The sequence below is a fragment of the Rhizobium sp. M1 genome (genome assembly GCF_002531805.1).
Classification (GTDB): Bacteria; Pseudomonadota; Alphaproteobacteria; order Rhizobiales; family Rhizobiaceae; genus Rhizobium; species Rhizobium etli_C.
The window spans coordinates 103,539-117,692 of the sequence record NZ_NWSW01000013.1; the positions used below are offsets into that span (position 1 = coordinate 103,539).

10 protein-coding genes are annotated in these 14,154 nt (G+C 62.0%); 6 read left to right on the forward strand and 4 right to left on the reverse strand.

Annotation, left to right across the window (positions count from 1 at the left end; genetic code table 11):
* Window positions 1-25 precede the first annotated feature (25 nt).
* The 5 genes from mmsA (at window position 26) to araD (ending at window position 7,184) form a co-directional block, all read left to right on the forward strand.
* On the forward strand, window positions 26-1,564 hold the full coding sequence (gene mmsA / locus CO655_RS14365; protein ID WP_038690642.1) for a multiple monosaccharide ABC transporter ATP-binding protein: 1,539 nt from the start codon (window positions 26-28) through the stop codon (window positions 1,562-1,564).
* Complete coding sequence (gene mmsB, locus CO655_RS14370) at window positions 1,561-2,766, forward strand: multiple monosaccharide ABC transporter permease (protein WP_097665156.1); 1,206 nt, start codon at window positions 1,561-1,563, stop codon at window positions 2,764-2,766. The genes mmsA and mmsB overlap by 4 nt, the downstream gene beginning before the upstream one ends.
* Before the next feature lie 117 nt (window positions 2,767-2,883).
* Window positions 2,884-3,879, forward strand: a complete 996-nt coding sequence (gene araD1 / locus CO655_RS14375; RefSeq protein ID WP_097665254.1) for an AraD1 family protein — start codon at window positions 2,884-2,886, stop codon at window positions 3,877-3,879.
* A 69-nt stretch (window positions 3,880-3,948) separates the two neighbouring features.
* Entirely contained in the window at window positions 3,949-5,382 is a 1,434-nt protein-coding gene (locus CO655_RS14380; RefSeq protein WP_097665157.1) for an aldehyde dehydrogenase family protein, read from the forward strand.
* A gap of 62 nt (window positions 5,383-5,444) precedes the next feature.
* The gene (gene araD / locus CO655_RS14385; protein WP_097604306.1) at window positions 5,445-7,184 is read left to right on the forward strand and encodes an L-arabinonate dehydratase; all 1,740 of its coding nucleotides are present in this window, start codon (window positions 5,445-5,447) and stop codon (window positions 7,182-7,184) included.
* Between the two features lie 402 nt (window positions 7,185-7,586).
* On the opposite strand, the gene CO655_RS14390 is transcribed toward araD, so the two are convergent.
* Genes CO655_RS14390 through CO655_RS14400 form a run of 3 tightly spaced genes read right to left on the reverse strand, consistent with a single transcriptional unit; the run spans window position 7,587 to window position 10,774 of the window.
* On the reverse strand, window positions 7,587-8,411 hold the full coding sequence (locus tag CO655_RS14390; RefSeq protein ID WP_097604308.1) for a transglutaminase family protein: 825 nt from the start codon (window positions 8,409-8,411) through the stop codon (window positions 7,587-7,589).
* Window positions 8,412-8,423: 12 nt separating this feature from the next.
* Window positions 8,424-9,365 carry an alpha-E domain-containing protein gene (locus CO655_RS14395; RefSeq protein WP_097604311.1) on the reverse strand — a complete coding sequence of 314 codons (942 nt, stop codon included), beginning with the start codon at window positions 9,363-9,365 and terminating at the stop codon, window positions 8,424-8,426.
* Entirely contained in the window at window positions 9,365-10,774 is a 1,410-nt protein-coding gene (locus tag CO655_RS14400) for a circularly permuted type 2 ATP-grasp protein (protein ID WP_097604314.1), read from the reverse strand. The genes CO655_RS14395 and CO655_RS14400 overlap by 1 nt, the downstream gene beginning before the upstream one ends.
* Before the next feature lie 535 nt (window positions 10,775-11,309).
* Between CO655_RS14400 and CO655_RS14410 the strand changes: the two genes are divergently transcribed.
* Window positions 11,310-12,212 carry a DMT family transporter gene (locus CO655_RS14410; protein ID WP_097665159.1) on the forward strand — a complete coding sequence of 301 codons (903 nt, stop codon included), beginning with the start codon at window positions 11,310-11,312 and terminating at the stop codon, window positions 12,210-12,212.
* A gap of 50 nt (window positions 12,213-12,262) precedes the next feature.
* Here the strand turns inward: CO655_RS14410 and CO655_RS14415 are convergent, their stop codons facing one another.
* Window positions 12,263-13,951: a DEAD/DEAH box helicase gene (locus CO655_RS14415; protein ID WP_097665160.1), complete on the reverse strand. Its 1,689-nt coding sequence runs from the start codon at window positions 13,949-13,951 to the stop codon at window positions 12,263-12,265.
* Window positions 13,952-14,154: the final 203 nt, after the last annotated feature.

Consider the following 14,154-nt stretch of genomic DNA (forward strand, 5'->3'; position numbering starts at 1 on the left):
GGCTCAAGGCGCTGGAACTTTGACTATGGACAATACCATCCTCGAAATGCGGAGCATCACCAAGACGTTCCCGGGCGTCAAGGCGCTGGAGAACGTGAACCTCAAGGTTCGCCAGGGTGAGATCCACGCATTGGTGGGCGAAAACGGGGCCGGCAAATCGACCCTGATGAAAGTGCTATCGGGCGTCTATCCGACAGGAAGCTATGAAGGCGACATCGTCTATGAAGGCGAGACGCGTCACTTCAAGGTCCTGAAGGATTCCGAAGAAATCGGCATCGTCATCATTCACCAGGAACTGGCGCTCGTGCCATTGCTGTCGATCGGCGAAAACATCTTCCTCGGCAACGAGAACGCCAAGAAGGGCGTCATCAGCTGGGAAGAGACGTATAACCGCACGAAGCAGCTGCTGCAGAAGGTGGGCCTGCGCGAATCCCCGAATACGCTGGTAACCGATATCGGCGTCGGCAAGCAGCAGCTCGTCGAGATCGCCAAGGCGCTGTCGAAGAGCGTGAAGCTGCTCATCCTCGACGAGCCCACAGCCTCGCTCAACGAGAAGGACTCCGACGCGCTGCTCAATCTCCTGATCGAGTTCCGCAATCAGGGCATCACCTCGATCATCATTTCCCACAAGCTGAACGAGATCCGCAAGGTCGCCGACCAGATCACGGTCCTGCGCGACGGCATGACCGTCAAGACGCTCGACTGTCACGCCGACGAGATCAGCGAAGACATCATCATCAAGAACATGGTGGGCCGCGACCTTGCCGACCGTTATCCGCCGCGCTCCGTGCCGATCGGCGAGACGATCTTCGAGGTGAAGAACTGGAACGCCTATCACCAGCATCACCGCGACCGCCAGGTGCTGCACAACATAAACGTCAACGTGCGCAAGGGCGAGGTCGTCGGCATTGCCGGCCTGATGGGCGCGGGCCGCACCGAATTCGCCATGAGCGTCTTCGGCAAGTCCTACGGGCACAAGATCAGCGGCGAGGTCTTCGTCGACGGCAAGGCCGTCGATGTCAGTACCGTGCGCAAGGCGATCGATGCAGGTCTTGCCTATGTCACCGAGGACCGCAAACAGCTCGGCCTCGTGCTCAACGACACGATCCTGCACAATACGACGCTCGCCAATCTCGACGGAATTTCGAAGAACAGCGTCATCGACGACATCACGGAGATGAAGGTTGCGACCGATTACCGGTCGAAGCTGCGCATTCGCTCGCACGGCATCTTCCAGGAAACGGTCAATCTTTCCGGCGGCAACCAGCAAAAGGTGGTGTTGTCGAAGTGGCTGTTTTCCGATCCCGAGATTTTGATCCTCGACGAGCCTACCCGAGGCATCGACGTTGGCGCAAAGTACGAGATTTATACTATCATCAACCAGCTTGCCGCCGATGGGAAAGGCGTTCTGATGATCTCATCGGAAATGCCCGAACTGCTTGGCACTTGTGACCGCATCTACGTGATGAACGAAGGACGCATCGTCGCCGAACTGCCGAAGGGAGAAGCAAGCCAGGAAACCATCATGCGCGCTATCATGCGCTCAGGGGAGAAGAGACAATGACTCCGGTCAACCCAGCAACCGAGGAAAGCAACGTCGTTTCCGTTGCCGACTACATCCGCGGCAACATTCGTGAATACGGCATGCTCATCGCGCTCGTCGCGATCATGGTATTCTTCCAGTTCTACACCGGCGGTATTCTCTTCAAGCCGGTCAACCTGACGAACCTCGTCCTGCAGAATTCGTTCATCGTCATCATGGCGCTCGGCATGCTGCTCGTCATCGTGGCTGGGCATATCGACCTGTCGGTCGGTTCGATCGTCGCCTTCGTCGGCGCGCTCGCGGCAATCTTCACGGTGACATGGGGCATGAATTTCTGGGTCGCCGGCCTGATTTGTCTGATCGTCGGCGGCATTATCGGCGCTGCGCAGGGCTATTTCATCGCCTATCACCGCATCCCGTCCTTCATCGTGACGCTCGCAGGCATGCTCGTCTTCCGCGGCCTGACGCTGACGGTGCTGGCCGGCAAGAACATCGGCCCGTTCCCGAAGGAATTCCAGGTCATCAGCACCGGCTTCCTGCCGGGCGACATGATCGACATCTTCGGCACGCCCGTCCAGTCGACCTCGCTGACCCTGACCGTCATCCTGCCGGTCATCCTCTTCTACCTCGCCTGGCGCCGCCGCAAGGTGAACGAAAGCCATGGCATCGATGTCGAGCCGCTGGGCTTCTTCATTGGCCAGAACCTGGTCGTTTCGGGCGCCATTTGGTGGCTCGGCTATCAATTGTCCAGCTACAGGGGCCTGCCGAACGTTCTCGTCGTCATGCTGGTGCTGATCGCGATCTACGCCTTCGTCACCAAGCGCACGACGATCGGCCGCCGCATCTATGCCATGGGCGGCAATGAAAAGGCGACCAAGCTTTCGGGCATCAACACGCAGCGCCTCAGCTTCTACACCTTCGTCAACATGGGCGTGCTTGCGGGCCTTGCCGGCATGATCGTCGCGCTTCGCCTGAACTCGGCAACGCCGAAGGCCGGCGTCGGCTTCGAGCTTGACGTGATCGCGGCCTGCTTCATCGGCGGCGCCTCGGCTTCCGGCGGCGTCGGCAAGATCACCGGCGCAGTCATCGGTGCATTCATCATGGGCGTCATGAACAACGGCATGTCGATCGTCGGCCTCGGCATCGACTTCCAGCAGATGGTCAAGGGTGCGGTGCTTCTCGCCGCCGTGTTCTTCGACGTCTACAACAAGAACAAGGGCTGAGCGCCGACAGGCGCCAGCCCCGGCATTCGCAGTCGTATGAAAGATGGATTCCGGCTCCTGATGGGGCCGGACAGGCGGAGCTTTTCTGTCTTCGCGGAAACGAGAAGGATCAAAGTCGTGCTTATTTCCCAGATCAAGGGTGCCAACGGAGAGATCGTCGTCGCCGTGCGCGAGCAGGGCGGCGCGGCGAGATCGGTCAACAATGCCGGCAGCGTCTATCAGCTGGCGATGGAAGCCGCCGACGGCGGCAAGTCGCTTGCGGCAATCATCGAGGCGCATGGCTTCGGCGATGCCGTCGATCTCGAGAAAGCCTATGCGGAAGGCCGCTTCCTGCCGCCGATCACCCATCCTGACGCCGCCCATCTGCATCTGACCGGCACCGGCCTTACCCATCTGGGTTCAGCCGCCACCCGCGATTCGATGCACAAGAAAACCACCGAGGCGGCCGAGGAAACGCTGACCGACTCGATGAAGATGTTCAAGATGGGTCTCGAGAACGGCAAGCCGAAAGCCGGCGAAAAGGGCGTGCAGCCCGAATGGTTCTACAAGGGCAACGGCCATGGCACTGCCGCCCCCGGTGCGCCGCTCGTCTCGCCCTCCTTCGCGCTCGACGGTGGCGAAGAGCCTGAAATGGCCGGCATTTACGTCATCGCCAAAGACGGCTCGCCCTTCCGCATCGGCTTTGCGTTGTCGAACGAATTTTCCGATCACGTGACCGAGCGGATCAACTATCTCTTCCTTGCCCATTCGAAGCTGCGCCCGGCAAGCTTCGGCCCTGAGATCCGCATCGGCGCCGCACCGGAGGATATTCGCGGCACCTCGCGCATCAAGCGCGGCGACAAGGTGATCTTCGAAAAGCCCTTCCTGTCAGGCGAGGCGAACATGTCGCACACCTTCGCCAATCTGGAATATCACCATTTCAAATATGGCCTCTTCCGGGTTCCGGGCGACGTCCATGTCCATATGTTCGGAACGGCGACACTTTCCTTTGCTGACGGCATCAAGACGGAAGAGGGCGACCTCTTCGAGATTGAAGTCGCCGAATTCGGCCTGCCGCTGCGCAATCCGCTGAAGGTAGCGGCCGAGGAAGAGATTTCCGTCAAGCAGCTCTGATATTCGAGGCCAGGCCCGCGTCCGCGGCCGGCCGTTGTTTGTAAACGGTGAAGGAGGCTTGTTGAGCCCATGACCATTTATCAAAACCTGATCGCCGGCGAATGGGTCGGCACGAACGCGACGAAGAACATCAATCCGTCCGACACCAACGAAGTCGTCGGTCTCTATGCCGACGGCAGCGCCGAAGACACCAAGAATGCCATCGCCGCTGCCAAGGCCGCCTTTCCGACCTGGTCGCGCTCGGGCATCTGGGAACGCCATGTCATCCTGAAGAAGACCGGCGACGAGATCATGGCGCGCAAGGACGAGCTCGGCGCGCTGCTCGCCCGCGAAGAAGGCAAGACCCTGCCGGAAGCCACCGGCGAAGTCATCCGCGCCTCGCAGATTTTCGAATTCTTTGCAGGCGAAGCGCTGCGGCTTGCCGGCGAGGTCATCCCGTCGGTGCGTCCGAACATCGGCGTCGAGATCACCCGCGAAGCGCTCGGCGTCATCGGCATCATCACGCCGTGGAATTTCCCGATCGCCATCCCCGCCTGGAAGATCGCCCCGGCCCTCTGCTACGGCAACACCATCGTCTTCAAGCCGGCCGAATTGGTGCCCGCCTGTTCCTGGGCGATCGTCGACATCCTCAACCGCGCCGGCCTGCCGAAGGGCGTGCTGAACCTCGTCATGGGCAAGGGCTCGGTCGTCGGCCAGGCCATGCTGGAAAGCCCTGATGTCGCCGGCATCACCTTCACCGGCTCCACCGGCACCGGCCGGCGCGTTGCCGCCGCCTCCATCGAGCATAACCGCAAGTTCCAGCTGGAAATGGGCGGCAAGAACCCGATGGTCGTGCTCGACGACGCCGATCTCTCCGTCGCCGTCGAAGCCGCCGCCAATTCCGGCTTCTTCTCGACCGGCCAGCGCTGCACCGCTTCGTCGCGCCTGATCGTCACCGAAGGCATTCACGACAAGTTCGTCGCGGCCTTGACCGAGAAGCTGAAGACGCTGGTCGTCGACAACGCGCTGAAGGCCGGCACGCATATCGGCCCCGTCGTCGACGAGCGGCAGCTGAAGACCGACACCGATTATATCGAGATCGGCAAAAAGGAAGGCGCCAAACTCGCTTTCGGCGGCGAAGTGATTTCCCGCGAAACGCCCGGCTTCTACCTGCAGCCGACACTGTTTACCGAAGCGACCAACCAGATGCGCATCTCGCGCGAGGAGATCTTCGGACCTGTCGTTTCGGTGATCCGGGTCAAGGACTATGACGAGGCCCTGGCGACGGCCAACGACACGCCGTTCGGGCTTTCGGCCGGCATCGCCACTACCAGCCTGAAACATGCAACGCATTTCAAGCGCAATGCCGAGGCCGGCATGGTCATGGTCAACCTGCCGACGGCAGGCGTCGATTTCCACGTGCCGTTCGGCGGCCGCAAGGGTTCGTCCTACGGTCCGCGCGAGCAGGGCAAGTATGCGAGCGAATTCTTTACCGTGGTCAAGACGGCCTACACCCTGGCTTGAGACATATCCGATGACCCGGGCCGTACGAGGCGGCCCGGCAATTCACCTGAAGGACAGAGACGATGAAAAAGAAAGCGGAATGGCCGCGCAGGCTGAGGTCGCAGGAATGGTACGGCGGCACGAGCCGCGACGTGATCTATCACCGCGGCTGGCTTAAGAACCAGGGATACCCGCACGACCTGTTCGACGGACGGCCGGTGATCGGCATCCTCAACACCTGGTCGGATATGACCCCGTGCAACGGTCATTTGAGGGAGCTCGCCGAGAAGGTGAAGGCGGGCGTCTGGGAGGCCGGCGGTTTCCCGCTCGAGGTGCCGGTATTCTCGGCTTCGGAAAACACCTTCCGCCCGACCGCGATGATGTACCGCAACCTCGCCGCGCTCGCGGTGGAAGAGGCGATCCGCGGCCAGCCGATGGATGGCTGCGTGCTGCTCGTCGGCTGCGACAAGACCACGCCCTCGCTGCTGATGGGCGCGGCCTCCGTCGACCTGCCGTCGATCGTCGTCACCGGCGGGCCGATGCTGAACGGCTATTTCCGCGGCGAACGCGTCGGCTCCGGCACGCATCTGTGGAAGTTTTCCGAAATGGTGAAGGCCGGCGAGATGACGCAGGCCGAGTTCCTCGAGGCGGAAGCCTCGATGAGCCGCTCTTCGGGCACCTGCAACACGATGGGCACCGCTTCCACCATGGCTTCCATGGCCGAGGCGCTCGGCATGGCACTGTCAGGCAATGCCGCGATCCCGGGCGTCGATTCCCGCCGCAAGGTGATGGCGCAGCTGACCGGCCGCCGCATCGTGCAGATGGTCAAGGACGATCTGAAGCCTTCCGAGATCATGACGAAGCAGGCTTTCGAAAATGCCATCCGCACCAATGCGGCGATCGGCGGATCGACCAACGCCGTCATCCACCTGCTCGCCATCGCCGGCCGGGTCGGTATCGATCTGACGCTTGATGATTGGGACCGTTGCGGCCGCGACGTTCCGACCATCGTCAACCTGATGCCGTCGGGCAAGTACCTGATGGAAGAATTCTTCTATGCCGGCGGCCTGCCTGTCGTGCTGAAGCGCCTCGGAGAGGCCGGCCTCCTGCACAAGGACGCGCTGACGGTCTCCGGCGAAACCGTCTGGGACGAGGTCAAGGACGTCGTCAACTGGAACGAAGACGTCATCCTGCCGGCCGAAAAAGCGCTGACCTCGTCGGGCGGCATTGTCGTGCTGCGCGGCAATCTCGCGCCGAAGGGCGCCGTGTTGAAGCCTTCGGCCGCCTCGCCGCATCTCCTGGTCCATAAGGGCAGGGCTGTTGTCTTCGAGGATATCGACGACTACAAGGCCAAGATCAACGATGACAATCTCGACATCGACGAGACCTGCGTCATGGTCATGAAGAATTGCGGGCCGAAGGGCTATCCCGGCATGGCCGAAGTCGGCAATATGGGGCTGCCGCCGAAGGTGCTGAAGAAAGGCATCCTCGACATGGTGCGCATCTCCGACGCCCGCATGTCTGGCACGGCCTACGGCACCGTCGTGCTGCACACCTCGCCGGAAGCGGCGGTCGGCGGGCCGCTTGCGGTCGTCAAGACCGGCGACATGATCGAGCTCGACGTGCCGAACCGTCGCCTGCATCTCGACATTTCCGATGAGGAGCTGGCGCGGCGGCTTGCCGAATGGCAGCCGAACCACGATCTGCCGACATCGGGCTATGCCTTCCTGCATCAGCAGCATGTCGAAGGCGCCGATACCGGCGCCGACCTAGACTTCCTCAAGGGATGTCGCGGAAATGCTGTCGGCAAGGACAGCCACTGAGCAGTGACGCATCCGAAATTGGATCGTTGAAAAGGCGGGGTGAAAGTCCCGCCTTTGGCTGTTTGCGAAGCGCGAAGCTATTCCGTCATCATGCTCGCGGGGGCGAGAGTACGTGCTGCGAGAGCGTGCGAAGGACGGAGAGGCTGCGGCAAATCTCTTCTCCCCTCGGGGAGAAGGTGCCGGCAGGCGGATGAGGGGGCTACACGGCGTGCCTTTTCCACAAGCCGTTCCGCCAAGCCGACGGCAATGCCTACCCTAGACGTAGATTAACCAGTGCTGTCGAAGTACGTATAGGCGTTCTTGAAAGACCAGCGCCGGCGGCCCCCTCATCCGCCCTACGGGCACCTTTTCCCCGAGGGGAGAAGGGAGAAACGAGAGGCCGCGTTCTGTCCTTCGGAGCCCTCAGCTCTGGCTTTGGCTTTGCATCTGTCCCCCGTTCTCGACCTTGACGGTCACCGACAGGGTTTCGCCCGGCGTGCCGATGCGCATGCCGGAGATCGGCGCGGCGTCGCGGTAGCAGAGGCCGGAGGCGATCCTGACGTAACGGGCATCCGGGCAGATCTCGTTGGCGGGATCGAAGCCGACCCAGCCAAGGCCGGGAATATGGGCCTCGGCCCAGGCATGGGTCGCCGCCTGTTCGACCTTCTCTTCCATCATCAGATAGCCCGAGACATAACGGGCTGGCACCTGCAGGGCGCGGGCGGCGGAAACGAAGATATGCGCATGGTCCTGGCAGACGCCGCTCTTCTTCTCCAGCGCCTGTTCGGCCGTCGTCGCGGCGTTGCTGGTGCCGGGCTTGTAGTCGACAGTCTCATGGATTACCGCCATCAGCGCATGCATGCGGGCAAGCTCGTTGTCGCCGTCGACGCTCTTGACGAGTTCCTTGATGAGCTTGCCGCCCTTGGTCAGCGGCGTCTCGCGCAGGAAGAGCCAAAGCGGGCAGAAGCCGGTGTGCGGGCCGGTGACGCCGTTATTGTCCGCCGTCTCGACCTCGCCCTCGGCCAAGATGCGCGTCACGTGCTGCGCGCCTTCCAGCGAGACCAGATTGACGTGGTTGCCGTACTGGTCGTCATACTCCACCTCGGGCGTGGCGCCCTCGACGTTCAACGACCATCCGAGCACCTTCTGAGCAGCGGTTGTCGGCGGCGTCAGTCTGAGGCGCTGCAGCGAGAACTGCGCCGGTTCGTCGTAGCGGTATTCGGTGAGGTGGCTGATCTTCAGTCTCATGGTCTGATCCGCTTAAACGTAGAACCGGTAGCCGTCGGAAATCTCCGCGCCGAGCTGGTTGTTGCGCGAGACGAAATCCTCCAGGAATTCGTGCAGGCCCTGATCCATGATGTCGCGGATCGCCCGGGTCTGCAGCGTGGTACGGATCGCGTCGGCGGTGTCGTGGGCAGGCAGCCGCGCCTCGTAATCCTGGGCGAGATAGCCGAGATTGCTGACGATCTTTTCGTAGCAATAGGCAAGCGAACGCGGCATCTGGACGTTCAGCGTCAGGAAGTCGGCAATGTTCATCGCCCGGTATTCGCCGTCATAGGCCCAGCTATAGGCGCGGTGGGCGGAGACCGAGCGCAGGATCGATTCCCACTGCACGTTGTCGAGCGAGGAGCCGACGGCCGAGACCGAAGGCAGCAGCACGTAATATTTCACGTCGAGAATGCGGCTGGTATTATCGGCCCGCTCGATGAAGGTGCCGATGCGGGCGAAATTATAAAGCTCGTTGCGCAGCGTCGAGCCATGGAAGGCGCCGCGGATGAGGCCGGCGCGGCGCTTGATGACGTCGATCACCTCAGGCAGGTCGGCGGCCTTCACGCGCTTTTCAAGCAGCGCCTTCAGCTCGATCCAGCATTCGTTGGTCGCTTCCCAGGTCTCGCGCGTCAGCGCGGTGCGCACCATGCGGGCATTGTTGCGGCCGGATTCGATGCAGGACATGACGCTCGACGGATTGGCGCGATCGCGCAGGAGATAGTCGATCGCTTCGGCGTTGGTCAGCTTGGCGTGGCCCTCGTCATAGGCCTCGCGCACGCCGGCGCTTTGCAGCACGCCATCCCAGTTGTCGTCGCCGGCGCTGCTGCGGGTCAGCGACATGCGCAGCCCGGCATCGACGAGGCGGGCGATATTTTCGGCGCGCTCGATGTAACGGAACATCCAATAGAGGCCGTTTGCGGTTCTTCCGAGCATCAGTCCTCCAATACCCAGGTGTCTTTGGTGCCGCCGCCCTGGCTGGAATTGACCACCAGAGAGCCCTGCTTCAGCGCCACGCGGGTGAGGCCGCCCGGAATGATCTGAACCTTGTCCGAGACGAGCACATAGGGGCGCAGATCGACATGGCGCGGCGCGATCCCCTTGTTGACCAGGATCGGCACGGTGGAGAGCGAGAGCGTCGGCTGGGCGATGTAGTTGTTCGGCTTGGCCTTCAGTTTTTCGGCGAAATCGGCACGCTCTTTCTTCGACGCCGTCGGGCCGACCAGCATGCCGTAGCCACCGGAGCCGTGGACTTCCTTGACGACCAGCTCTTCCAGGTGCTCCAGCACGTATTTCAGGCTTGATGCTTCCGAGCAGCGCCAGGTCGGCACGTTTTCGAGCAGCGCCTTGCTGCCGGTGTAGAATTCGACGATCTCCGGCATGTAGGAATAGATCGCCTTGTCGTCGCAAATGCCGGTGCCGGGCGCGTTGGCAATGGTGATGTTGCCGGAGCGGTAGACGTCCATGATGCCGGGGATGCCGAGCGCGGAATCGGCTCGGAAGGTCAGCGGATCGAGGAAGTCGTCGTCGACGCGGCGGTAGAGCACGTCGATCGCCTCGTAGCCGCGGGTCGTGCGCATTTTCACCTTGCCGTCGATGACGCGCAGATCAGAGCCCTCGACCAGTTCGACGCCCATCATGTCGGCGAGGAAGGAATGCTCGTAATAGGCCGAATTATAGATGCCCGGGGTCAGCACCGCGACGCGCGGCTTGCCGGTGCAGCCGGGAGGCGCGAGCGAGGCTAGGCTCTGGCGCAGCAGATAGGGATAGTCTTCGACGCGCTGCACCTTGTTCTCATGGAAGAGTTCCGGGAACATCTGCATCATGGTTTCCCGGTTTTCCAGCATGTAGCTGACGCCGGAAGGGGTGCGGGCATTATCTTCAAGCACGTAGAACTGGTCCTCGCCGGTGCGTACGATGTCGGTGCCGACGATATGGGTGTAGACGCCGCCGGGCGGGCGGAAGCCGATCATCTCGGACAGGAAGGCGACATTGTTCTCGATCAGCTCGCGCGGAACGCGGCCGGCACGAATGATTTCCTGCTTATGGTAGATATCGTCGAGGAAGGCGTTGAGCGCGATCACCCGCTGCTCGATGCCCTGGGCAAGTTTGCGCCATTCGCGGGCGGAGATGATGCGGGGAATGATATCGAAGGGAATGAGCTTTTCGGAACTGTCGGCATGGCCGTAGACCGCGAAGGTGATGCCGGTCTTCCGGAAGATGTTTTCCGCATCGCGGGACTTGGCAATCAGATGCGACCGGTCTTGGCTATTGTACCACTCAAAATATTTTTCATAAGGCGGGCGAGGATTTTCGTCCCCGGTAATCATTTCATCAAATGCCAAAGGTGCGGCTCCCCTTTTTTGTTCATTTGAATACAACGCAAATTGCAATGCAAGAACCATGCGCAGTTCGGGGAAAAGATTTTGCGTTGCGGGAAAGAGGCGGATTTCCGGGCATTTGAGGTGATGCCGCAAATGGTGGGGATGGTTATTCCGTAAAGACTGCTCAAAATGTGAGCAGATGATGGTTTTTCGCTCGGCCGGTATGTGGAGGCGCGGCCTTTCCACACACTCCTCATTCCTGTGCCCGTCACAGGAATCCAGCCGACGCGCGTCCGCGCGGCGAATGACTCGAGTCTCGATTGAAGAGAGTCTCCCGCGCCCAAGGACTTGGGCGCGCTGGATCCCTGTGACGAGCACAGGGATGAGGGTGGATGGGGTGCGTCGGCGATCCTTCGTGACCGTCGCATAGCGTCGGATTGCAGACGCCAACTCCAACCATCAGCCAAATTTCAAATAAGCATCAACGCTTCGCCTTTGACTGCGACCGTCGGCTGCAGCTATCAGCATGGCGAACTCTTTTCCGCTGAGCAGCCCCATGTCCCTCGACCGCTTCGCCCCCGCCGTTTTCGTCCTGCTCTGGTCCACGGGCTGGGTGGTGGCGAAATATGCGGCGCTGCATTCCGAGCCTTTCACCTTCCTTTCGATACGTTACGCGCTGTCGGCCTTGGCGTTCCTCGCCTTTTGCCTGGCGACCGGGGCGCAATGGCCGAAAAGCCGGGCGACGGCGCTGCGGGCCGTTTATTCCGGTTTCTTCCTGCACGGGTTTTATCTCGCCGGCCTCTGGTGGGCGATTGCCAATGGCGTGCCGGCCGGCATATCGGGCATCATCGCGGCGCTGCAGCCGTTGTTGACGGCGATGGCGGCTCCGTTTCTCGTCGGCGAGCGGTTGCAGCAGACGCAGAAACTCGGCCTTGTCTTCGGCTTCATCGGCATTGCCATTGCCATTTCGCCGAAACTTCTCGATCCGGCGACCGCCGATCTCACGCATGCGGCCCTGCCGCTGGCGATCAACCTTATCGCCATGGGGGCCGTCACCTACGGCACGCTCTACCAGAAGAAGCACCTGCAATCCGGCGATCTCAGGTCGATCGCGACGCTGCAATATGTCGGGGCATTGATTCTCACCCTGCCGCTTTCGCTGATCTTCGAGCATCAGCAATTCGACGGCACCGCGCAGGCCTTTGCCGCGCTGATCTGGTCGGTCTTCGGACTGTCGATGGGTGGCGTCGGGCTGCTGCTATATCTGATCCGCCAGGGGCAGGTCTCCCGCGCCGCCTCGCTGATCTATCTGATGCCGCCAGCCGTCGCGTTCGAAGCCTTCATCGCCTTCGGGGAACCGCTGACCGTGCCGTTGATTCTCGGCACGGTGATCGTGGTCGCCGGCGTCTATCTGACCAACCGCAAGGCGGTCGAACGCCGCAGGCCGGTGGAAGCATAAATAGCAAAAGGCCGGAGAAAACCCCGGCCTTTCCACGTTTCAATCGATGATCAGGCGCGTTCGCGGCGCTGGCCGCCATTGCGGGAGCCGGAGCCGCCGCGGCGGTTGCCGCCATTGCCCTCGCGGCGCGGTTCGCCGCCCTGGGCCTGGTGCTGGCTGCGGTCTTCGCCGTGCTTTCGGGCCGGGCGACCGTGCGCGTGACGGTTATTGCCGCGGTGATGACCGCTCGGCTCGCCATTGGCATGGGCGCCATGGGCGGGACGCTGCGGCTTTGCCGAGGGGCGGAAGTCGGAGGTCGAGACCAGATCATTGTCGGGGCCGAGGTCCGGGGCCGCTTCGCCGCGGCGCTGGCCGCGGAAATCCTCGTTGCGGCCTGTGCGCTCGGGACGCGGGCGGCGTTCCTGGCGGCTGCCGCGATGCTCCGAGCGGTTCTGATCGCCACGGCCTTCGCCGCGGCCATGACCTTCGCGACCTTGGCCTTCGCGACCCTGGCCGCCACCGCGGTTGCGGTTGTTGCCATTGCCGTTGCCGCGGCGGGGGCCGCTATTGCTGATATTGGCCGGCGGTTCGCCGCTTGCGACTGCGATGTCGATGCCCATCAGGCGCTCGATATCACGCAGCAGCTTGGCTTCGTCGGGGGCGCAGAAGGCAATCGCGATGCCGTCGCGGCCGGCGCGCGCCGTGCGGCCGATGCGATGGACATAGGCGTCGGGCACCTCAGGCAGGTCGTAGTTGTAGACGTGGCTGACGGCAGGAATGTCGATGCCACGGGCGGCAACGTCGGTGGCGATCAGCGTCTTGATGCTGCCGTCACGGAAGGCCTTCAGCGCCCGCTCGCGCTGGCCCTGGCTTTTGTTGCCGTGGATCGAGGCGACGGAATAGCCGATATTGTCGAGGTGCTTCATCAGCTTCTCCGCACCGTGCTTGGTGCGCAGGAAGACGATGGCGCGGCCGTCGGGATTTTCGGTCAGCGACTTGCGCAGCAGCTCGGTCTTGTCGTTTTTGCCGGCGACGAAATGGACATACTGCTCGACCTTGTCGGCAGCCTTGCCCGGAGGCGTAACCTCGACCTTGACGGGATCGACGAGATATTCGCCGGCGAGATCGGCGATCGCCTTCGGCATGGTGGCCGAAAACAGCATGGTCTGGCGCTTCTTCGGCACCAGCTTGGCGATCTTGCGCAGATCGTGCACGAAGCCGAGGTCGAGCATCTGGTCGGCTTCATCAAGCACGAGATAGCGCACCGTCGTCAGGGTGATGGCGCGGCGATTGACGAGGTCAAGCAGGCGGCCGGGCGTGGCGACCAGAACATCGGTGCCTTTTTCCAGCTGAAGCTGCTGCTTGTTGATCGAGACGCCGCCGACGACGACATTGATGCGCAGCGGCGATTTGCGGATGAACTTCTTCAGGTTGTCGGCGATCTGGTTCACCAGCTCGCGGGTCGGCGCCAGGATCAGCGTCCGCGTCGTGCGGTTGTCGGGTCGACGCTCGTCGGCAAGCAGCTTTTCGATGAGCGGCAGGCCGAAGGCAGCGGTCTTGCCGGTGCCGGTCTGGGCAAGACCGATCAGGTCTCGGCCCTGGAGGAGGAGGGGGATGGCCTGTTCCTGGATCGGGGTCGGCGTTTCGATTCCGAGCTGGAACAAGGTGGCGACGATCGGCTTGGAGACACCAAGCGATTCAAAATTAGTCAAGGCATAACCTTTCGGGGCGCCACAACGACTATGGCCGGAACGCACCATGCGATCCGGTTTCATTCTGGCGTCAAGAACCCCGCGTGAAGTGGGAACTTGTGAGTTGGAAAAAGCTTTCCAGCGCTTCTGGCCGCTCTTGGGAGTACGGCGCTCTATCGAAATGCGCTTTTGTCCCTTCTTCCTGCGTTTCGTATTTTTGAGCAGGGGCACGCTCACGCGGCGGCCGGAAGGGTGAAAGCTGAGCCGCATTT